Origin of the sequence: Pseudomonas sp. 10S4, from assembly GCF_034344865.1 — a bacterium.
Lineage (GTDB): Bacteria > Pseudomonadota > Gammaproteobacteria > Pseudomonadales > Pseudomonadaceae > Aquipseudomonas.
The window spans coordinates 547359-569650 of sequence record NZ_CP133774.1; the positions used below are offsets into that span (position 1 = coordinate 547359).

The 22292-nt window shown below is 59.9% G+C and carries 17 protein-coding genes and 2 pseudogenes; 12 read left to right on the forward strand and 7 right to left on the reverse strand.

What is annotated here, in order from left to right:
- Positions 1-109: 109 nt before the first annotated feature.
- The 5 genes from norR (at position 110) to RHM58_RS02575 (ending at position 4641) form a co-directional block, all read left to right on the forward strand.
- On the forward strand, positions 110-1660 hold the full coding sequence (gene norR, locus RHM58_RS02555) for a nitric oxide reductase transcriptional regulator NorR (protein WP_201256280.1): 1551 nt from the start codon (positions 110-112) through the stop codon (positions 1658-1660).
- 285 nt (positions 1661-1945) lie between these two features.
- Complete coding sequence (locus RHM58_RS02560; RefSeq protein ID WP_201206516.1) at positions 1946-2848, forward strand: chemotaxis protein CheV; 903 nt, start codon at positions 1946-1948, stop codon at positions 2846-2848.
- A 26-nt stretch (positions 2849-2874) separates the two neighbouring features.
- Positions 2875-3333, forward strand: a complete 459-nt coding sequence (locus RHM58_RS02565) for a GNAT family N-acetyltransferase (RefSeq protein ID WP_201206517.1) — start codon at positions 2875-2877, stop codon at positions 3331-3333.
- Positions 3334-3481: 148 nt separating this feature from the next.
- Positions 3482-3808, forward strand: coding sequence for a hypothetical protein (locus RHM58_RS02570; RefSeq protein WP_201206519.1), 327 nt, complete (start codon positions 3482-3484; stop codon positions 3806-3808).
- An 83-nt stretch (positions 3809-3891) separates the two neighbouring features.
- Positions 3892-4641, forward strand: a complete 750-nt coding sequence (locus RHM58_RS02575) for a YkgJ family cysteine cluster protein (protein WP_201206523.1) — start codon at positions 3892-3894, stop codon at positions 4639-4641.
- Positions 4642-5003: 362 nt separating this feature from the next.
- Here the strand turns inward: RHM58_RS02575 and RHM58_RS02580 are convergent.
- From RHM58_RS02580 to RHM58_RS02590, 3 genes and pseudogenes are all read right to left on the reverse strand, one after another.
- Positions 5004-6145: pseudogene (locus RHM58_RS02580) on the reverse strand (transporter substrate-binding domain-containing protein).
- Positions 6146-6281: 136 nt separating this feature from the next.
- A complete protein-coding gene (locus RHM58_RS02585) occupies positions 6282-6539 on the reverse strand; it encodes a hypothetical protein (RefSeq protein ID WP_213938545.1) in 258 nt (85 codons plus the stop codon).
- A 230-nt stretch (positions 6540-6769) separates the two neighbouring features.
- Positions 6770-7117, reverse strand: a complete 348-nt coding sequence (locus RHM58_RS02590) for a DUF6124 family protein (RefSeq protein ID WP_322269600.1) — start codon at positions 7115-7117, stop codon at positions 6770-6772.
- A gap of 628 nt (positions 7118-7745) precedes the next feature.
- On the opposite strand from RHM58_RS02590, the gene RHM58_RS02595 reads away from it, so the two are divergent.
- The 7 genes from RHM58_RS02595 (at position 7746) to RHM58_RS02625 (ending at position 17741) form a co-directional block, all read left to right on the forward strand.
- Positions 7746-8906: an efflux RND transporter periplasmic adaptor subunit gene (locus RHM58_RS02595; protein WP_201257066.1), complete on the forward strand. Its 1161-nt coding sequence runs from the start codon at positions 7746-7748 to the stop codon at positions 8904-8906.
- The gene (locus RHM58_RS02600; protein WP_322269601.1) at positions 8903-11995 is read left to right on the forward strand and encodes a multidrug efflux RND transporter permease subunit; all 3093 of its coding nucleotides are present in this window, start codon (positions 8903-8905) and stop codon (positions 11993-11995) included. The genes RHM58_RS02595 and RHM58_RS02600 overlap by 4 nt, the downstream gene beginning before the upstream one ends.
- A gap of 9 nt (positions 11996-12004) precedes the next feature.
- Positions 12005-12682: a heavy metal response regulator transcription factor gene (locus tag RHM58_RS02605; protein WP_201206535.1), complete on the forward strand. Its 678-nt coding sequence runs from the start codon at positions 12005-12007 to the stop codon at positions 12680-12682.
- On the forward strand, positions 12672-14036 hold the full coding sequence (locus tag RHM58_RS02610) for a heavy metal sensor histidine kinase (protein WP_201206537.1): 1365 nt from the start codon (positions 12672-12674) through the stop codon (positions 14034-14036). The genes RHM58_RS02605 and RHM58_RS02610 overlap by 11 nt, the downstream gene beginning before the upstream one ends.
- A gap of 277 nt (positions 14037-14313) precedes the next feature.
- Positions 14314-14538 (forward strand): hypothetical protein, encoded by a 225-nt coding sequence (locus RHM58_RS02615; protein ID WP_201257067.1) that lies wholly within the window; start codon positions 14314-14316, stop codon positions 14536-14538.
- 244 nt (positions 14539-14782) lie between these two features.
- Positions 14783-16051 carry an OprD family porin gene (locus RHM58_RS02620; RefSeq protein ID WP_416195319.1) on the forward strand — a complete coding sequence of 423 codons (1269 nt, stop codon included), beginning with the start codon at positions 14783-14785 and terminating at the stop codon, positions 16049-16051.
- A gap of 193 nt (positions 16052-16244) precedes the next feature.
- Positions 16245-17741: a sensor domain-containing diguanylate cyclase gene (locus RHM58_RS02625; protein ID WP_322269604.1), complete on the forward strand. Its 1497-nt coding sequence runs from the start codon at positions 16245-16247 to the stop codon at positions 17739-17741.
- 122 nt (positions 17742-17863) lie between these two features.
- Here the strand turns inward: RHM58_RS02625 and lpxC are convergent, their stop codons facing one another.
- The 4 genes and pseudogenes from lpxC to RHM58_RS02645 form a co-directional block, all read right to left on the reverse strand.
- Positions 17864-18775: a UDP-3-O-acyl-N-acetylglucosamine deacetylase gene (lpxC, locus tag RHM58_RS02630; protein ID WP_054045542.1), complete on the reverse strand. Its 912-nt coding sequence runs from the start codon at positions 18773-18775 to the stop codon at positions 17864-17866.
- A 112-nt stretch (positions 18776-18887) separates the two neighbouring features.
- Positions 18888-20081 carry a cell division protein FtsZ gene (gene ftsZ / locus RHM58_RS02635; protein ID WP_201206545.1) on the reverse strand — a complete coding sequence of 398 codons (1194 nt, stop codon included), beginning with the start codon at positions 20079-20081 and terminating at the stop codon, positions 18888-18890.
- 66 nt (positions 20082-20147) lie between these two features.
- Entirely contained in the window at positions 20148-21407 is a 1260-nt protein-coding gene (ftsA, locus tag RHM58_RS02640; RefSeq protein ID WP_046048247.1) for a cell division protein FtsA, read from the reverse strand.
- Positions 21408-21422: 15 nt separating this feature from the next.
- Positions 21423-22291, reverse strand: a pseudogene (locus RHM58_RS02645) (cell division protein FtsQ/DivIB).
- Position 22292 lies beyond the last annotated feature (1 nt).

Here is a 22292-nt window from a genome sequence, read left to right on the forward strand (position 1 = left end):
TATCAGTTTCCATGCCAAGAATTAAAACTTTATAAATCAATAACTTGTATTCGCCATAGTCATATCGACACGCAGTGCTTTATAGTCATATCGACTACATGGAGTCACTATGACTGCAAAATCCCTGCTCACTGCCCTGCTCCCGCTGGTCTCCGACCTGTCCCGCGAATTGCCTGAAGGCGAGCGCTATCGGCGCCTGCTCGAAGCCATGCGCGCCCTGCTGCCCTGCGATGCCGCTGCCCTGCTGCGTCTCGACGGCGAATGGCTGGTGCCGCTGGCCGTGGACGGCTTGAGCACCGATACCTTGGGCCGGCGCTTCAAAATCAGCGAACACCCGCGTTTCGAGGCGCTGCTCAGCAGCCCCGGGCCGACCCGCTTCGCCGCCGACAGCGACCTGCCCGACCCTTACGACGGTTTGGTCGATGGCCTCGACGAGCATCTGGAAGTCCATGATTGCATGGGCTGCCCGCTGTTTATCGATGAGCGCCCGTGGGGCCTGTTGACCCTCGATGCGCTAGACCCGGAGCGCTTCGAGCCGATCGAACTGGACGCCCTGGAAGCCTTCGCCAGCCTCGCCGCCGCGACCGTCAACGCCGCCGAGCGCATCGAACGGCTGGCCACTCGCGTCGAAGACGAACATCAGCGCGCCGAGATCTACCGTCAGGCCAGCGGCCAGCAGAACCGCGAGATGATCGGCCAGAGCAAGGCTCACAAACGCCTGGTGGAAGAAATCAACCTGGTGGGCGGCAGCGACCTGACCGTGCTGATCACTGGGGAAACCGGGGTCGGCAAAGAGCTGGTAGCCCAGGCAATTCACGCCGCTTCGCCACGCGCCGACAAACCGATCATCAGCCTCAACTGCGCCGCCCTGCCGGACACCTTGGTCGAGAGCGAGCTGTTCGGTCATGTGCGCGGCGCGTTCACCGGGGCGATGAACGACCGGCGCGGCAAGTTCGAACTGGCCAATGGCGGCACGTTGTTCCTCGATGAAGTGGGTGAACTGTCCCTGACCGTGCAGGCCAAGCTGCTGCGGGTGCTGCAAAGCGGTCAACTGCAACGATTGGGCTCGGATAAAGAGCATCAGGTCGACGTGCGGCTGATCGCGGCGACCAACCGCGACCTCGCCGAAGAAGTACGCAGCGGCCGCTACCGCGCCGACTTCTATCATCGCCTCAGCGTGTATCCGCTACTGGTGCCGGCGCTGCGGGATCGCGGGCGCGATGTGTTGCTGCTCAGTGGCTTCTTCCTCGAACAGAACCGCTCGCGCATGGGCCTCAACAGCCTGCGCCTGAGCAGCGATGCCCAAGCGGCGCTGCTTGCGTATCAGTGGCCGGGGAACGTGCGGGAACTGGAGCACTTGATTGGCCGCAGTGCCTTGAAGGCGCTGGGCAACTGCAAGGAACGGCCGAAGATTCTCAGTTTGAGCGCGGCGGACCTGGACTTGCCCCATGGCAGCGTTGAGGTGCCAGCCGAGCAACCGGCCGTCAGCCCTGTGGCTTTGGTCGCGGGTGACTTGCGGGCGGCGACCGAGGAGTATCAGCGTCAACTGATCAACGCCTGTCTGGAACGCCACCATAACAATTGGGCGAGTGCGGCCCGTGAGCTAGGCTTGGATCGGGCGAACCTTGGGCGGATGGCCAAAAGATTGGGAATGAAATAGTCGCCCAAGAAGAAAACAGTAATCTGTGTGGCGAGGGAGCTTGCTCCCGCTGGAGTGCGAAGCGCTCCCAAATCAGGCGACGCGTTGTATCAGGCAATCCGCATTTGCAGGTTTTGCGACTGCTGCGCAGCCGAGCGGGAGCAAGCTCCCTCGCCACAGGGGTTCACCACTGGGCCGGGAATGGCTATTTAGCCTAAAGCCTGCCCCCATCAAGTCGATAACCCGGCATCAATAGCTTTTGGCGACGTTCCACTCGCCCATCACCTTTCTCCAAAGAAGGTTTTTATGTCCTCCACCAAAGCCCGCGCAGATTCACTTTCGCTTCTTCTGTTTACCTTGCGCAGCGGCAAGCTGATGGCGATCAACCTGCTGAAAGTCAGTGAAATCATCCCCTGCCCGCCGCTGACCAAGCTGCCGGAGTCGCACCCTCACGTCAAAGGCATCGCCACCCTGCGCGGCGCGTCGTTGTCGGTGATCGACCTGAGCCGCGCCATTGGCGAACGGCCGCTGGAAGATCCGAACGGCGGCTGCCTGATCGTCACCGACGTCAGCCGCTCCAAGCAGGGCCTGCACGTTCAAGCGGTGAGCAAGATCGTTCACTGCCTGACCACCGACATCCGCCCGCCGCCCTTCGGCTCTGGCGGCGTGCGTTCGTACATCACCGGCGTGACCTCGGTCGACGGCGTGCTGGTGCAAGTACTGGACATCGAAAAAGTCATCCACGGCATCGCCCCGGCGCAGATCGAAACGGCGCCGACCGAACTGAGTATGGAAGATGCTGAAGTCCTCGGTAACGCGCGGATTCTGGTGGTCGATGACAGCCAGGTCGCGTTGCAACAATCGGTGCACACCCTGCGCAACCTCGGCCTGCAATGCCACACCGCCCGCAGCGCCAAGGAAGCCATCGATTGCCTGTTGGACCTGCAAGGCACTGCCCAGCAGATCAACCTGATCGTCTCGGACATCGAAATGTCGGAGATGGACGGCTACGCCTTCACCCGCACCCTGCGCGAAACCCCGGACTTCTCGCACCTCTACGTGCTGCTGCACACCTCGCTGGACAGCGCGATGAACAGCGAAAAAGCGCGCTTGGCCGGCGCCAACGCGGTACTGACCAAGTTCTCCTCGCCAGAACTGACCAGGTGCCTGATCGAAGCCGCCAAGGCTGTCGCCGAGCAAGGTCACTGAGTGTGGCCGAGGACTTTTGCTTCTTGATGCGGCGCAACCTCGCTGAGGCTGTGCCCGACATCGCCTGGCCAACCGGCATTGAACTGCGCCAATACCGCCCCGAACTCGCTGAAGCCGTGCATCAACTGATGGAACTTGGCTATCGCGAAGGTGGCGGTCGCGTGCCGGCGCTGGACGTCTGGCAGCAGCGTTTTGAAACCGATCCTGAATACGATCCGAGCCTGTGCTTCATCGCGCTGGACGCCGAGGGCATCGTCGGCGTTTGCCAGTGCTGGACCAGCGCCTACATCAAGAGCCTGGTGGTGCATCCACGGGTTCAGGGTCTTGGGCTGGGTCGTGCTTTGCTGCTACATGCTTTCAAAACGTTTCAGCAACGCCGCGAGGGGTTTGTTGATCTGAAGGTGCTGGAAGACAACCTTCGGGCGCAGGGATTGTATGAAAGTGCCGGGATGCGGGTGGTTCGCCGGGAACCCGTTCCGGCCTAACACCGCTTTCGCGAGCAAGCCCGCTCCCACATTGGAATGCATTCCCCCTGTGGGAGTGGGCTTGCTCGCGAAGAGGCCCGCACAAACACCACACAACCATCAGGCATACTCCAACCTTGGCCAAATCACGCCCAAGGACGCCCAAATAATGAAAACCACCACCCTGCTCTTACTCTCCCTCACCGCCCTCACCACCCAAGCTCACGCCGCCAGCCCCGACGCCTGGGCCGCTTACGACAAAGCCGTCCTCGCCACTTGCACCAAGGCCAGCGGCCTGAAGGACGCCAAACCCGTCGGCACCGCCGCGCAATTCGACGACCGGGTTGGCTACACCGCGCTCCTGTTGCAAGGCCAATACCCGCAAAAGCACATGAAGGGCCAACAAGGCACCGAGCTATGCCTCTACAACAAGGCAACCAAAACCGCCTACGTCACCGAATGGGACTCCATCCGCCCGACCGCCAAGAAGCCGTGAGTGGCGCATAACTTGCTTCGAGACACGCCTTGGCGATGGCTTTCTGTCGCCATTTGATGACCTTACCGGCGATCGATCGAACAATGAACACGACGTTTTCCTGCGTAGGTTGCGGCAAATGCTGCAACGACCACCATGTCCCCCTGACCCTGACGGAAGCCCGCATGTGGGCTGACGATGGCGGCCAGGTGATCGTGTTGGTGGAAGGCTTTCTGGGCAATGGCCTGGGCCTGCCTCTCTTGCAGCGAGAACACGCCGAACGTCGTTCGGTGCTGGTTCGCAGCGGGGCAACCGAGGCGTACGTCGCGATCACCTTCGCGGCCTACAACGTCGGCCGCTGCCGGAATCTTGACGAAGAGAATCTCTGCCGCATCTATGAGCGCCGGCCGCTGGTGTGCCGCATCTACCCAATGGAAATCAATCCGCACATCCCGCTGAACCCGGCAGTGAAGGAATGCCCGCCCGAGTCCTGGGAACAAGGGCCGGACCTGATTGTGGGTGGCGAGTTGGTGGATCAGGAGTTGAAGACGCTGATCCAGAACTCACGCCAGGCGGATCGCGATGATGTTCAGACCAAGGATGCGATTTGCGGGTTGTTGGGGATTCGCACGACAGCGCTGAAGGGCGATGGGTTTACCGCTTATTTGCCGGAGATGGGGGCTTTTGCTTCGGTCATTGATCAAGTCGTGGCGCAACCGTTGGAAGCTGCGAGCAGTGAATGGCTGTTTCACGTCTCCGGCGAGGACATTGCCGGGCAAGTGCTGGCGGCTGGGGGTGAAGTGACGACTGAGGCGCCGGTTAACTATGCGTTTATCTCGTTGCGGGCCGCCTGATCCCAGGCATGTGGCGCCTGTAATGGCCCCATCGCGAGCAAGCTCGCTCCCACATTTGATCTGTGTCGTGCACAAATCCCCTGTGGGAGCGAGCTTGCTCGCGATGGCGGCAGACCAGCCACTCCGACCACTACGAAGTTGCGCGTAGGCTTTTTCCGCAGCCTCTACCTGCCGGGCATTCGGCTTGGTGCGAACCGACTGATACTCCACGGCGCGGCCCGTTACCAGGAGGTTGATCTTCATGGATAGCGCGCTCGTTTTATTGGGAAGAGTCGGCAGGGCTGCTGACTCTAAACGCGCTGAAACCACAAACACTGATCTGGCTCAGTCTCCCGGCATTTAGCCATCACTCCTGACGTGAATCAGCGAGCAGCCACCGCCAGGCATTCAACCTCGACCCGCGCGTCCAGCACCAACGCCTTGGCGACGAATGTGGTGCGAGCCGGCAAACGATCCGCCGGGAAGGCGCGCTTGTACACCTCATTCATCGCGCTGAAATCCTTGATGTCGGCAAGGATGACCGTGCATTTGGACACATGGGCCAGGGACGAACCACTGCGTTGCAATGCGGTACGCAGGTTCGCCATGGTCTGGGTCATCTGTGGGCCGATACCGCCCTTGACCAGTTCACCGTCAACCCCAAGACCAAGGACACCGGACAGATAAATGGTCTCGCCAAATTGCACCGCATCGGAAAATGGCAGGCCTTCGTCGTTAGGAAAATAGATTGGAGCGTTGACGGCTACGGGTGGCAAGTAGCGCTGAGTAATCAACGCGTACTGCCCGTTCTGCTTCAGACGCTCCAATGCGGCGTTCAGGTTGTCGCGTAGCGCGGTGTCACTTTTGCGCACAGCCATGGCCACGCCACTGCCCAGCATCGGGTCATCGAGGGCCGGCCCGGCAAAGGAGAAATCGCGGCCATGGGGATGGTTCAACAGTGCATGGCTGATTTCAATGGCGTCTTGCACAGTGGCGTCGATTTCCCCCGCCTGCAGGCTGGCAATCAACTGATTGTTGAATTTGAAACTGCGAACCTCCACACCTGCCGTCGCCCAGCGGGCCTTGGCGAATGCCTCGCGACTGGTGCCCTCGAGCACGCCGATGCGCTTGCCCTTGAGCGACTCCGCCGTCGGGCGCAGATCCGAACCCTCACGCGCCACCAAACGGCTGCTTAGGGGTAAAGGTTGTCGGTGAAGTCGATCCGCTCACGACGCGCCGGCGTGGCAGTCATCGGCATGATCACGTCGAAACGCTTGGCCTCAAGGGCTTCGATATTGGTGGCGTAATCCTGATCGACCCAGACACAGCTGGACTTGAGTTCCGCACACAGCGCATTGCCCAGTTCGATGTTCAACCCGACCAGTTCGCCTTTGTCGTTACGGCTTTCGAACGGCGGGACCAGGGCTTCGACCCCGAAGCGGATCTGTGGATCGGCCGCAGACGACACACAACCGGTGGTCAGGACCGCCAGCGACAATACAGAGAGGATTTTTAGCAGAGGCATTTCGGTGGCCTTCATCGAATATTCACGGAAGTGAATCTTCGACGAGTGACCACCGACTTTCCCAGAGGACGAATCGCTCATCCTTGTGGGAACAGTCTCGATATTAGAAAGGCTTTTTTCTAACAAGCGCTGACGGTCAACGTTTACCCATCGAACGGCGAGTACCCGGTGGCGCTGCGCCTGGGGTTTTGGTGTGGCCGTTTTTGGCGCCGTTCTTGTACCACGGCTGGTTGGCGTTCTTGGCCGCAGCCAGTTCGCCCGGTTTGAACGGAAACTTGAACGCCGGGATCGCGGCTTTGGTTTCGCTGTCTGCGCTGGAGTCGACGCTGTCTGGCAGGTCTGCCGGGTCGTCGCTCAAAGCGTCGGCGACCGGCGGTTGTGTCGGGGAAGTCATGAAAGCTCCGGGTGGTGCACAAAGAGTCGCGCCCGGTGGGTGGGCCGCGAAAGGCGGCAGTATACCTGTGTCGGGGCCGGCAAGGTGCAAGCGGCGAGTTTCAAGCGACAAGTAGTCGGTCTGTGGGTTTTGTGTTGATTGGGCTGACGCCATCGCGAGCAGGCTCGCTCCCACAGGTACGGCGGTGTCCTTGTGGGAGCGAGCCTGCTCGCGATGAACGATAACGCGGTCTACGCCGGGTCGACGTTATCCAACGCTCGGCTCACCGCCAATTCCGCCTGCATGATGATTTGCTGGATGCCCAACGCGGTGTTGCGCTGCGGGCCGCTCAGGTTGTTAGCGAAGTCGCTGATCATGACGCTCGCTGACGCCAACGATTCGGTGGCGTGGGCCAGCAGGCTTTCGGTGTCGACGTTTGGGGCGATCTGGAACATGGTGCTGGGGCGACGGGGCTTGGCGGCGTTGGGGTCGGCGGGATTGAGGTAGTAGTCGAGGGCGCGTTGGGTGGCTTCGCGGTCCTTGAGTAATTCTTCGGCTTCTGAGGTATTGACGGGTGGATCGGGGACAATTTTATTCATTTGTAATATCTACTCGTTTGGAGCCATCACTTGCCGTTTCTCACACGGCGAGGTGGTGGCAGCTATGTGCAGGGTGAGAAAACCGGGAGTAGAACCGGCCAGACCGAAGTCTGCCCGCACACAGCCGCCATAGAACATCACTGGCAGCGGATAAGCTGGCGGCAATTATGGTGGTACTGGCGCCAGATTCATACTCTCGGGCTTCTCACACCCGATCGCTGATGGGTCAGCGACAGCCAAAAGACTAGAGAGCCAGCGTCCGACGGACAACCTGAAAATGTCGTGGGAAAGTTCTACGGTTCAGACCCTCGTATAAACACCGAGGGCATTCCTGTCGGCATTTCCTCACGTGAGTGTGGGAATGATCGACAAGTGTCGGTCAGAGGGTTTTGTGTTGTTTGTTCTGACGCCTTCGCGAGCAAGCCCGCTCCCACATTGGAATGCGGTCCCCTGTGGCAGCGGGCTTGCTCGCGAAGAACGATAACGCGGTCTATCTGAATGCCGGCATCGCCCCCAAACTGACAGCGCCGTCAGTTAGCAGTCACTTTGCTGACCGGGTAACAGGGCTATAAGGAGAGGTATAAAATCTGTCCATATTCCCGTCCCTCTAGCCCGGCGCCCCACAAGCATGCGAATTCAGAAAAAACCCGCCTTGATCGCAACCCTGCTGATTGCAGTCGCAGCACTGGGCTTGTGGTACGCCACCAAACCGACCACGGCCAAACTCGCCGTCTCTACCGCCGTGCCGGTGCGGGTGGTTGCGGTTGCCGAGAAGGATGTGCCGCGCTACGTCAGCGGCATCGGCTCGGTGCTGTCTTTGCACAGCGTTGTGGTGCGCCCGCAAATCGACGGCATCCTCACCAAGCTGCTGGTCAAGGAAGGTCAACTGGTCAAGGCCGGCGATTTGCTCGCGACCATCGACGACCGCTCAATCCGCGCCAGCCTCGACCAGGCCCGCGCCCAACTGGGTGAAAGCCAGGCGCAGCTGCAAGTGGCGCTGGTCAACCTCAAGCGTTACAAACTGCTGAGCGTCGATGACGGCGTGTCCAAGCAGACCTACGACCAGCAACAGGCCTTGGTCAACCAACTCAAAGCCACCGCCCAAGGCAATCAAGCGTCCATCGACGCGGCTCAGGTGCAGCTTTCCTACACGCAGATTCGCTCCCCGGTCACCGGTCGCGTCGGTATTCGTACGGTGGACGAAGGCAACTTCCTGCGCATGGCTGACGCCCAAGGGCTGTTCACGGTGACCCAGATCGACCCGATTGCCGTGGAGTTTTCCCTGCCGCAGCAAATGCTGCCGACCCTGCAAGGTTTGATCAGCGACCCGCAGCGCGCTCAGGTGAAGGCCTACATCGGCGCCGACACCGATGGCGAAACCGGCAACCTGCTGGGCGAAGGCCACCTGACGCTGATTGACAACCAGATCAGCGCCAACACCGGGACCATCCGCGCCAAGGCTGAATTCGACAACGCCGGCCAGAAGCTCTGGCCCGGCCTGTTGGTGACGGTAAAAATTCAGACAGCGCTGGATAAAGATGCGCTGGTGGTGCCGCCGACCGTCGTACAGCGCGGCCTCGATCAACATTTCGTTTACCGGGTCAACGGCGACAAGGTCGAGATCGTCCAGGTGCAGATGGTTTATCAGGGCAGCGGCCAGGACATCATCACCGGCGTCAAACCGGGCGATGTGCTGGTCAGCGACGGCCAGTCCCGGCTCAAGCCCGGCTCGACCGTGCAGGTGCTGACCGAGCCGCCGCAAGTGGTGCAAGCGGAGCCTAAACAATGAAGGGCCCCTCCGCGTGGTGCATCGATCACCCGGTCGCCACCATCCTGTTGACCTTTGCTCTGGTGTTGCTGGGCGTCATTGCCTTCCCGCGGCTGCCTATCGCCCCGTTGCCGGAAGCAGAATTCCCGACCATTCAGGTGTCCGCGCAACTGCCCGGTGCCAGCCCCGACACCATGGCGTCGTCGGTGGCTACGCCGCTGGAAGTGCAATTCAGCGCCATCCCCGGCATGACCCAGATGACGTCGAGCAGTGCCTTGGGTTCGAGCCTGCTGACCCTGCAATTCACCCTCAATAAGAGCATCGACACCGCCGCCCAGGAAGTCCAGGCCGCGATCAACACCGCCGCCGGCAAACTGCCCAAGGACATGCCGACCCTGCCGACCTGGAAGAAGGTCAACCCGGCCGACAGCCCGGTGCTGATCCTCAGCGTCAGCTCGACCCAAATGCCCGGCACTGAACTCAGTGACCTGGTGGAAACCCTGCTGTCGCGTCAGATCAGTCAGATCGATGGCGTAGGCCAAATCAACATCACCGGTCAGCAACGTCCGGCGATCCGCGTCCAGGCCTCGGCGGACAAACTCGCGGCCATCGGCCTGACGTTGGCCGATATTCGCCTGGCGATCCAGCAGACCAGCCTTAACCTGGCCAAAGGTGCGTTGTACGGTGAGTCGAGCATTTCGACCCTGTCCACCAACGACCAGCTGTTCCACCCTGAGGATTACAGCCAACTCATCGTTTCCTACAAGGACGGTGCACCGGTTCACCTCAAGGATGTCGCCAAAGTCGTCAACGGTTCGGAAGATGCCTACGTTCAGGCGTGGGCTGGCGATCAACCGGGGGTGAACCTGGTGATCTCCCGGCAACCAGGGGCGAACATTGTCGAAACGGTCGATCGTATCCAAGCTGCACTGCCGGGCCTTGAAGCGATGCTGCCGGCCTCGGTGCAGGTCAAGGTGTTGATCGACCGGACCCAGACCATTCGCGCATCGTTGCATGAAGTGGAAATCACCCTGCTGATCGCGATCATGCTGGTGGTGGCGGTGATGGCGCTGTTCCTGCGCCAATGGTCGGCGACCATGATTGTGTCGGCCGTACTGGGTGTGTCGCTGACCGCCAGTTTCGCCCTGATGTACATCATGGGCTTCAGTCTGAATAACCTGACCCTGGTGGCCATCGTGGTGGCCGTGGGGTTTGTGGTGGACGATGCGATTGTGGTGGTGGAAAACATTCACCGTCACTTGGAGGCCGGCGACGGCATGCGCGAGGCGGCGATCAAAGGCGCCGGCGAGATTGGCTTCACCGTGGTCTCGATCAGCTTCTCGCTGGTGGCGGCGTTTATTCCGCTGCTGTTCATGGGCGGCGTGGTCGGGCGGCTGTTTAAAGAGTTTGCCCTGACGGCGACCTCGACCATTCTGATTTCGGTAGTGGTGTCGCTGACACTGGCGCCGACCCTGGCCGCGCTATATATGCGCGCACCGGTGCATCACGCTCACAGTAAAAAGACCTTCGGCGAACGCTTGCTGGATGGCTATGAAAAACTGCTGCGCCGCGCCCTCGCCCACCAGAAGTTGATGATCGGTGTGTTCTGCCTGTCGCTGGGCCTGGCGATTGCCGGTTACATCTTTATCCCCAAAGGTTTCTTCCCGATTCAGGACACCGGTTTCGTCCTCGGCACCACCGAAGCGGCTGCTGATATTTCCTACGGCGACATGGTGAAAAAGCACTTGGCGATGGCGGAAATCGTCGCGGCTGACCCGGCCGTGCAGGCGTTTTCCCACTCGGTCGGGGTGTCGGGCAGCAACCAGACCATCGCCAACGGCCGGTTCTGGATTGCGCTGAAACCACGCGGTGATCGCGATGTGAGCGCCAGCCAGTTCATCGACCGGATTCGCCCGCAATTGATGAAAGTCCCCGGCATAGTGCTCTATCTTCGCGCCGGCCAGGACATCAACCTCAGTTCCGGTCCGAGCCGCGCCCAGTATCAATACGTGCTCAAGAGCAACGACGGTGGCGTGCTGAGTACCTGGACCCAGCGCCTGACGGAAAAACTGCGGACCAACCCGGCGTTCCGTGATATTTCCAACGACCTGCAACTGGGCGGCAGCATCACCCACATCAGCATCGACCGCAGCGCCGCCGCGCGTTTCGGCCTGACCGCCAGCGATGTCGACGAAGCGTTGTACGATGCCTTCGGCCAGCGGCAGATCAACGAGTTCCAGACCCAGATCAACCAGTACAACGTGATCCTGGAACTGGACACCAAGCAGCGCGGCAAGGCTGAAAGCCTGAACTACTTCTACCTGCGCTCGCCGTTGAGCGGGGAAATGGTGCCGTTGTCGGCGCTGGCGAAATTCGATGCGCCGACCATCGGCCCATTGTCCATCGCCCACGACGGGATGTTCCCGGCCGCCAACCTCTCGTTCAACCTGGCGCCCGGCGTCGCGTTGGGTGATGCGGTGATCATGCTCAATCAGGCCAAAACCGACATCGGCATGCCGACGGCCATCAGCGGTAACTTCCAGGGCGCAGCCCAGGCGTTCCAGAGTTCGCTGGCCAGCCAACCGTGGCTGATTCTGGCGGCGCTGGTGGCGGTGTACATCATTCTGGGCGTGCTCTATGAGAGCTTCGTCCATCCGCTGACCATCATCTCGACTCTGCCGTCGGCCGGACTCGGGGCGGTGATCATGTTGTGGATCTGGGGCCAGGACTTTTCGATCATGGCGCTGATCGGGCTGGTGCTGCTGATCGGCATCGTCAAGAAAAATGGCATCCTGATGATCGACTTCGCCCTCGAAGCGCAGCGCAAGGGTGGCTTGCCGCCGGAAGAGGCGATTTTCAAGGCCTGTATCACGCGGTTCCGGCCCATCATCATGACCACCCTCGCCGCCCTGCTCGGCGCCTTGCCGCTGATGCTCGGCTACGGCACCGGCGCCGAACTGCGCCAGCCATTGGGTATTGCGGTAGTCGGCGGCTTGCTGGTGAGTCAGGCGCTGACGCTGTTTACCACTCCGGTCATATACTTGTGGCTGGAGCGGCTTTTCCATCGGCCCAAACCATTGCCGCTACCGGCAATGGCGACCACAGACTGAGGCGGGGTCATGCGCGTTCTGATTATCGAAGATGAAGAAAAAACCGCGGATTATCTGCACCGCGGTCTGACGGAACAGGGTTACACCGTCGACCTGGCCCGGGACGGCGTCGAGGGCCTGCACCTGGCGCTGGAAAGCGACTATGCGGTGATCATCCTCGACGTGATGCTGCCGGGTCTCGACGGCTTCGGCGTGTTGCGTGCCTTGCGCGCCCGCAAGCAAACCCCGGTGATCATGCTCACCGCCCGCGAGCGGGTCGAAGACCGGATCAGAGGCCTGCGCGACGGCGCCGACGATTACCTCGGCAAACCGTTTTCCTTCCTTGAACTGGTGGCACGCCTGCAAGCGCTGACCCGGCGCAGCGGCGGCCATGAACCGGTGCAAGTGAGCATCGCCGACCTGTGGATAGATTTGATCAGCCGTAAAGCCACCCGCGCCGGTGCTCGCCTGGACCTGACCGCCAAGGAGTTTTCACTGCTCAGCGTGCTGGCCCGACGCCAAGGTGAAATCCTCTCGAAAACCGCCATCGCCGAGATGGTCTGGGACATCAATTTCGACAGCGACGCGAACGTCGTCGAAGTCGCAATCAAACGCTTGCGGGCCAAGCTCGACGGGCCTTTCGACGAGAAGTTGCTGCACACCATTCGTGGCATGGGTTATGTGCTGGAGAGTCGCGGTGTCCAGTAACTCCATCGCCCTGCGCCTCAGTGGCATGTTTACGCTGGTGGCACTGCTGGTGTTTCTGTTGATCGGCTGGGCGTTGTACCAGCAGGTCGACAAGGGTTTGGGGTTGTTGCCCGAAGCCGAGCTGGATGCGCGCTACAGCGTGCTTGAGTCTACGGTCGGACGGTTCGGCACGCCCGAGCACTGGGTGAAGATCTACAACAAGCTCAAACTGCTGGGCGAAGAAGACAAGCGCATCAGTTTCTGGATCATCAGCGGCGATTCGCAATACGAGTACGGCAACATCACCCCGCAGATCCGTGCCTTTGCCGAAGGGCCGCTGGGCCGGCGCGACCTTCAATTACCGGAACATGCCTACCCGCTGAAAGTGCTGGTCAGTCAGTTTCCGGCCAAGGACCAGCGCCCGCCGCTGCGTTTCATCATCGGCATCGACACCGAGACGTTTTTGCAGACTCAGCATCATCTTCTGCTCGCCTTGATCAGCCTGGCGATTATCGGCGTGTTGCTGGCCTCGGCGCTTGGTTATTGGGTGGCGCGGATCGGTCTCAAGCCGTTGATCAAGTTGTCGCAGGAGGCCCAGCGTCTGGCCCCGCCATTGCGCTCCGGGCGTTTACGGTTGTCGCCGTTGCCGCCGGAGCTGGATCAGTTTGTCAGTTCGTTCAACTCCACATTGGAGCGAGTCGAACAGGCCTATTCGCGGCTTGAGTCGTTCAACGCCGACGTCGCCCACGAACTGCGCTCGCCGCTGACCAACCTGATTGGCCAAACGCAAGTGGCGCTGACCCGCGGACGTTCGGCCGAACACTATTTCGAGGTGCTGCAATCGAACCTTGAAGAACTGGAACGGCTGCGCTCGATCATCAATGACATGCTGTTCCTCGCCAGCGCCGATCAAGGTAGCAAGGCAACCAAACTGACTTCCACGTCCCTGGCTGATGAAGTGGCCACGACCCTGGAGTATCTGGATTTCATTCTTGAAGATGCTCAGGTTCAGGTTCGGGTCAGCGGTGATGCACAGGTGAGCATTGAGATCGCGCATCTGCGGCGAGCATTGATCAACCTGCTGAGCAATGCGGTGCAACACACCGAGCCTGGCCAGGTGATTGAGGTGCGGATTGTGGTTGAAGAGCATCAGGTGAGTATTGGTGTGGCCAATCCGGGCTCACCGATTGCCAGTGAGCATTTGTCGCGATTGTTCGAGCGGTTTTATCGGGTGGATGCGTCGCGCAGCAACAGTGGGAATAACCATGGGCTGGGGTTGGCGATCGTCAAGGCGATTGCGTTGATGCATGGCGGGGATGTTTTTGTGCGCAGTGAGCATGGGATGAATACGTTCGGGATTCACCTGCCTGTCTGACTGACCCCATACCCTGTGGTGAGGGGGCTTGCCCCGTTGGGTTGCGAAGCAGCCCCAAAAACATCCAACCGCGTTCCTTCATACACACCGCGAAAACCGGGATTACGACTGCTGCGCAGCCGAACGGGGCAAGCCCCTCGCCACAAGGTTCACTGCGGACCATCTACTGTTGCTTTGCGCGCAACAGTCCTTTCTGAAATCAGCTCTGTTTCCCATCGTCCTTGAACCTTAACCTTGGCGCACCAAACAGCACTTGCCAAGCAAGAAGGTTTTAAAGATGTCCAACACTATGGGTATTGCCAGCGCTTTCGTTTTGTCCGCTTTGTTCCTGTCCCCGCTCGCCATGGCTGAAGAGTCGCCAGCCTTTGTTGCCCAAAACGCGGCACGGGCAAAAGCGTTCGAACAGTCTCAGGCCGAGATGACCGCAAAAGCCCAAGACGCTGCGCAAACCCCTCAAGCGTCCACTTCTGCAACCAAGCCACCGGTTGAGAAAGACAGCTGATCCACCGTATTGCTCTGTTTCCCTCGACACTTTTCATCGGCTCTTCCCTTTGAAAAGTTGTCTTCAAAGCCGCTGCTATCAGCGGCTTTTTTTATTGTGCAGAAAACACGTTCCGCTTCGTCTCCCTAAACAAGAAATAAAAAACGTCGATCCATGAACTGACGTTAATGACCCAAAAGGAGCTGTATCGCACGTGTCTTTTTCTCTGAAACTCAGCCCGTTGTTCATTGCAATCGCTGCAACGATGGCCGCCAATACCCAGGCCGCCGACGACACCAGCCGCGAAGGTTTTGTCGAAGGGTCGAGCCTCAACCTCAACGCCCGCAACTACTACATGAACCGCAACCGGCACCAGCACACCGATGACAACATCGAGTGGGGCCAGGGCTTTCTCGGCAAGTTCGAATCCGGCTTCACCGAAGGCACCGTCGGTTTCGGCCTCGACGCCCACGCCATGCTCGGGCTGAAACTCGACGGCGGTGGCGGCACCGACAATTCGAGCATCCTGCCGGTGAGCGCTGGCAACGGCAAAGCGCCGGGCTCGTTCTCCACCGCCGGCGGCACGCTGAAAATGCGCGCCTTCGATACCGAATTGAAGGCCGGTGACCTGTTTCTCACTAACCCGGTAATCGCCGGCGGTGAAAGCCGCATGCTGCCGCAGACCTTTCGTGGTGTCAGCCTGACCAATCACAGCTTCGATGGCTGGTTGATTGAAGGTGGCCAGGCCAGTTTCACCAAGCCTTACAACCAGAGCGGCCACAAGCGCATCAGCACCTCTTACGGCACCCTCGCCGACGGTGAAGAGAGCCAGCACCTGAACTGGGCCGGCGTGGCCTGGAGCGGTTTGCCGGGTCTGACCAGCAGCCTGTACGCCTCCGAGCTCAAGGACATCTGGAACCAGTACTACTACGATCTGGATTACACCTACGCGTTGAACGACCTCGTTAGCCTCAACCCGGGCCTGCACTTCTATCACACACAAGACACCGGTGATGCGCTGCTCGGCAACATCGACAACAACACCTACAGCCTGCATTTCACCGTCGGCGTGGGCAATCACAGCGTTACGGCCGCGTATCAGCGGGTCAACGGCAACACGCCGTTCGACTACATCAGCCAGGGCGACAGCATCTACCTGGACAACTCCCAGCAGTACTCGGACTTCAACGGCCCGAACGAGCGCTCGTGGAAACTCAAGTACGCCTACGATTTCGTCGGTCTCGGCTTGCCTGGCCTGACCTCGGCGGTTTCCTACTCCCGGGGTGAAACGGACTTGACCAAGGTCGATCCGGACAGCAAGGGCTACGCCTCGTGGTACAGCGCCGACGGCAAACACGCCAAGCATTGGGAGCGCGACGTCGATCTGAAATACGTGGTTCAGGGCGGCAAGGCCAAGGACCTGGCGGTGCGCCTGCAATGGGCGACCAACCGCGGTGGCAATGGCTACGGCGCGCTCGATCAGGACACCGATGAATACCGTGTGATCGTCGATTACCCGATCAACGTCTTCTAAGCCTGGATATATAAGCCCGGCAAAAAATCAAAAGGCCAGCATGTTTTGCTGGCCTTTTTTTGGCCCGACATTTATACCTTTACCCAGTAACACCTGAATTTTAATGACTGATTGCTGCGATGAGCGCGAGTCCTTCGGGAAACGACGTTTATGGAACTACGCTTATAAAGTCCCTTCAGCAGACATCAGAACCATGACAGCAAGCCGAACCACGTACATTCCAGGCAGGACCGGACGCCCTGAGCTCCTGCTGATTCTCGGCAGCTGCCTGACGGTCATCGCGATCCTGAGCATCGTGACCTTCCTGCTGATCCGCGAGCACGCCAATGCCCAGCAGGACGCGACCCGCAGCGCGACCACCATTGCCCAGTTGATCGACGCCGACGTGTTGCGTACAGTCGAACTCTACGACCTGACGCTGCAAGGGCTGATTGCCGCTTCGCAACGCGATGACCTGAAACAGATGCCGCCGCAGGTCCGCCAACTGGTGCTGTTCGATCGCTCCACCGCGGCGCGCTTCAAGGGCGACATCCTGTTGCTCGACAAGCACGGCGAGGTGCTGGCCGACTCCTCATTGACCGACCCCAAACCGGGCAACTTTGCTGACCGCGACTACTTCGTCGCTCATGTCTTGGACCGCGACACCGGGATGTTCATTAGCCGTCCGTTCAAGCCCCGCTGCGATTGCGCAGACAGCGATCAATGGCGGATCAGTTTCAGTCGGCGCATTTCCTCGCCCACCGGGGAGTTCATGGGCGTGGCGGTGGCGTCGATGCGCCTGACGTACTTCGACGAGTTGTTCAACAGCCTGAACATCGGTAGCGACAGCACGCTGAACATCATCAACAACGACGGCATCCTGCTGGCGCAAAAGCCTTACCTGCAAAGCGACTCGATCGGCAAAAGCTTCGCCAGCCGCCCCAACGTCGTGCGCATCCTGCGCGATGGCAGCGGCAGCTTCAACAGCGTGTCGAGCATCGATCACCGAAAGCGCCTCTACACCTTTTCCCGAGTCGGCAATCTGCCGTTAACGGTGATTGTCGCCCTCTCCAGTGCTGAAGTGTTCGGCACTTGGGAACGCACAGCGATGGTCATCAGCGGCGCCACCAGCGTGCTGTGTATCGGCCTGTTGTGGCTGACCTGGTTGCTCTGCCGCGAATTGCGCTTGCGTCACAACGCCGAGCGAGAGCTGGCGCAACTGGCGGCCACCGATGCCTTGACCGGAGTGGCCAACCGCCGAACCCTGGATCAGGCCCTACGCCATGAATGGTTTCGCGCCCAACGCTCCGGCAAACCGCTGTCGGTGTTGATGATCGATGCCGACCACTTCAAGGCCTTCAACGACCGGCATGGGCATCAGGGCGGTGACGATGCGCTGCGCTCGCTGGCCCGGGTGATCAGCACCAATGTGCGACGGCCAAGCGATGTGGTCGCCCGTTACGGCGGTGAGGAGTTTTCGGTGATCCTGCCGGAAACCGACAGCGCGGGCGCGAAGCAGATCGCCGAACACATCCGTGAGGCGGTGGAGCAACTGCCATTGGTGGCGGATGCCAAGACGCCGATGACTGTCAGTATCGGGATTAGTACCTGGACCAGTGCGAGCGAGATCAGCCTGGAGCAGTTGTTGTTTGCGGCGGACAAGGCGTTGTATCAGGCCAAGGAAACGGGACGTAACCGGGTGGTGGCTTAGCTGAGTTTTTCGCTGAGCCGACGGGCTTGCTCGCGAAGGGGCCAGCGCAGACAACACAAAAAATCGCGGGTATAAAAAAAGGCCACCCGAAGGCAGCCTTTAAAAACTAGAGAGGTTTTTGCTTACACGGCCGCAACAGGACGCATGTAAGAGATCGGTGCAGTGCTGGCGTCTTCGAAAGTCACGACTTCCCAAGCATCTGTCTGCTCAATCAACTTGCGCAGCAGCTGGTTGTTCAATGCATGTCCGGACTTGAAGCCCTTGAACTCACCAATCAGGCTATTGCCCAGCAGGTAGAGGTCACCAATTGCATCGAGGATCTTGTGCTTCACGAATTCGTCTTCATAGCGAAGGCCGTCTTCGTTCAGTACACCATCCGCGTCGACCACAATAGCGTTTTCAACGCTGCCGCCGAGTGCGAGGTTGTGCTTGCGCAGGTACTCGATATCACTCATGAAACCAAAGGTACGGGCGCGGCTGACTTCTTTTACGAACGAAGTACTGGAAAAATCCACGCTTGCACTTTGTGTGCGGTTACGGAAAACCGGGTGATCGAAATCGATCTCGAAGCTCACTTTGAAACCTTCGAAAGGGACGAAAGTGGCGCGCTTGTCGCCGTCTTCCACTGTCACTTCCCGCAGGATCCGGATGAACTTCTTGGCAGCGTCCTGTTCTTCCAGGCCGGCCGATTGAATCAGGAATACGAAAGGTCCAGCGCTACCATCCATGATTGGGACTTCGGACGCGGAGAGCTCGACGTAGGCGTTATCGATGCCCAGGCCAGCCATGGCCGAGAGCAAGTGCTCCACCGTATCCACTTTGACGTCACCGTTGACCAGCGTGGTCGACATCGTGGTTTCGCCAACGTTTTCCGCGCGAGCAGGAATCTGCACCACAGGGTCCAGATCGGCACGAACAAACACGATGCCGGTGTCGATAGGTGCAGGCTTGAGGGTCAGGTATACCTTCTCCCCGGAGTGCAGGCCTACACCTGTGGCACGGATAATATTTTTCAGTGTGCGTTGTTTAATCATGGCTTGGGCCGCTTCAGCGCAAATTGCGAACTGGTATCAACAAAGGCTGGCGATAATAGCAGACCAGACCTTTGCTGAACACCAATCACCTTCATCGCCCTGATACATTCCATCAATCAGCCTGACGACGCAGGAAAGCCGGGATGTCCAGGTAATCCAGATCGTCTTGCGGATTCATCTTCGCGGCAGTCGCAGCACCGGCCTGAGCCTGGTTGCGCATGACGGTCGGACGGTCCAGGTCACGGTAGTTCACAGCAGGCGCTTCCTGACGAGAAGGCGCTTGTTGCTGCGGCTGCGATGCCACGGACGTATGCATGGTGTTGTCGATGATCTTCACAGGCTTCTCGATTTTCGCGCCCAGACCAGTAGCAACCACAGTCACGTGCAGCTCGTCGCGCATGTCTGGATCGATAACGGTACCGACCTTGACCATCGCGTGCTCGGAAGCGAAGGCTTCGATGATGCTACCCACGTCGGAGTACTCACCCAGGGACAGGTCAGGACCGGCGGTGATGTTCACCAGGATGCCGCGTGCACCTTGCAGGTTCACGTCTTCGAGCAACGGGTTGCGAATGGCCGCTTCGGTGGCCTCGCGTGCACGGTTCGGACCGCTGGCGCAGCCAGTGCCCATCATCGCCATGCCCATTTCGCTCATCACGGTACGTACGTCAGCGAAGTCGACGTTGATCATGCCCGGACGCTTGATGATGTCGGAGATACCGCGAACGGCACCGGCCAGTACATCGTCAGCCTTGGCGAAAGCCGACAGCAGGCTTGCGTCTTTACCGAGGATGGTCAGCAGCTTCTCGTTGGGAATGGTGATCAACGAGTCGACGCTTTCAGACAGCAGACGGATACCTTCGTCGGCGATCTGCATACGCTTGCGGCCTTCGAACGGGAAAGGACGAGTCACCACCGCAACGGTGAGGATCCCCATTTCCTTGGCCACTTCGGCAATGATTGGCGCAGCACCGGTACCGGTACCGCCGCCCATGCCAGTGGTGATGAACACCATGTTGGTGCCCTGCAGGACTTCGGCAATGCGCTCACGATCTTCGAGAGCGGCCTGACGACCTACTTCAGGGTTGGCGCCGGCGCCCAGACCTTTGGTCACACCGGTACCGAGTTGCAGGATGGTCCGCGCGCCGATGGATTTCAGCGCCTGGGCATCAGTGTTGGCGCAGATAAATTCAACGCCTTCAATGTTGCTCTTGACCATGTGGTTGACAGCGTTGCCGCCGCCTCCGCCAACACCGATAACTTTAATAACCGGGCTTGCGGGGATGTTGTCTACGAGTTCGAACATGTTCCCTCTCCTTACATTCTCTAGTTTTTTCGCCTACTGCGTTTGTTGCGGTGCTGCGGTAAATCTTTAGAAATTGCCTTGTACCCAGCTCTTGATGCGATCGAGCAAGGCGGCTTTCGGTTCTTCATTGCTGTAGCTGTCGCGGCTGCTGATGCCCGAGAACGAAATCCCGTCAGACTGCTTTTGCAGGCCGTACATCAACAGGCCAACGCCAGTGGAATAAATCGGGTTGCGGACCACGTCATCCAGCCCCTTCACGCCGTGCGGCACGCCCAGGCGAACCGGCATGTGGAAGATTTCCTCGGCCAGTTCGACCGCGCCTTCCATCTTCGACGTACCACCGGTTAGCACGATGCCGGCCGGGATCAGGTCTTCGTAGCCGCTGCGGCGCAGTTCAGCCTGGATCAGCGTGAACAGCTCGTCGTAACGCGGCTCGACCACTTCGGCCAAGGCCTGGCGGGACAGCTCGCGCGGTGGACGGTCGCCAACGCTTGGGACCTTGATGGTTTCACCGGCACCGGCCAGTTTGGCCAGGGCGCAGGCGTAACGAATCTTGATTTCTTCGGCGTATTGGGTCGGTGTACGCAGCGCCATGGCGATGTCGTTGGTCACCTGATCGCCCGCAATAGGGATCACGGCGGTGTGACGGATCGCGCCTTCGGTGAAGATCGCGATGTCGGTGGTACCGCCGCCGATGTCCACCAGGCACACGCCCAGCTCTTTCTCGTCGTCGGTCAGGACCGAATACGCGGAAGCAAGCTGCTCGAGAATGATGTCGTCGATTTCCAGACCGCAGCGACGCACGCATTTTTCAATGTTCTGTGCGGCGTTGACGGCGCAGGTCACCACGTGAACCTTGGCTTCCAGACGTACGCCCGACATGCCCAGCGGCTCACGGACGCCTTCCTGGTTATCGATCACGTAATCCTGCGGCAGGGTGTGCAGCACGCGCTGGTCAGCCGGGATCGCCACGGCCTGGGCAGCATCGAGTACACGCTCAAGGTCAGCAGCGCTGACTTCGCGATCACGAATCGCCACGATGCCGTGGGAGTTCAGGCTGCGAATGTGATTGCCGGCCACGCCGACGAACGCCGAGTGGATCCGGCAACCGGCCATCAGCTGCGCTTCTTCGATGGCGCGCTGGATCGATTGCACGGTGGACTCGATGTTCACCACCACGCCTTTCTTCAGGCCACGGGACGGATGAGTGCCGATCCCGACGATTTCCAGCGTGCCGTCGTCCGAAACCTCGCCGACCAGCGCCACCACTTTGGAGGTGCCGATATCGAGACCGACGATCATTTTGCCGCTTTGCACGTTTGCCATGGGTCCTGCCTCTTCTTAATTCTTCGCGACAGCGGGTTTGGCTGTCGTCGGCGCTACAGGTTCCCGCCAGCCAACAGCGAGGCCGTTGGCGTAGCGCAGATCGATGCGCGCAATGTTCGTAATCTGTTCTTTAAGCGTCTTGTCGTAGATGGCAATGAAGCGGCGCATCTTTTCTACCAAAGCGCCGCGTCCCAGCAGCAGTTCGATCCCCGGGCCAGCGCTACCGGCCCCCGTAGTCAGGAACCAGCTGCCTCGGTCACGCAACTCCAGGCGTGCAATCGAGAAGCCCAATGGCCTGAGCATCTGGCTCAGCACCTGGTATTGCTGCATCACTTGCTGCTGGGCCCGTTGTGGGCCGAACAGCTGTGGCAGGTGTTCGTAGTTCGCCAGCTCCTTGGGCGTAAACGCCTGGCCCTGGTTGTTCAGCAACGCCTCGTCGCCCCAACGGGCCACCGGCAATTGTTCTTCGAGGCGGATGACCACCTGATCCGGCCACACCCGACGCACTTCGGCGTGGGCAATCCATGGCATCTGTTCCAGCTCGGTACGCATGCTCGCCAGGTCGATGGTGAAGAAGCTCGACGCCACGTACGGGGCGATCCGCTGCTGCACGGCTTGCTGGCTGATGTAACTCAAATCGCCCTGCACGTTGATCTTGGTGATCGGCCGGTCGGCGTACGGCAGCAAACGCTGCGCGCCTTCGTAAGTGCCAAACCCCAGTGCAACCAACAACACCGGCCAGAACAACGCTTTGAGAAAACCAAAATTGGCTTTCGGCAGGCGCACAGACATCGGCTCTTTGGCCACCATTCGGCTGGCACCCCGCGGCACCGGCTTGCGGCCGGGCGGTGCGGGGGCTGATGTCTCAGCTGTGCGCCTTGCATG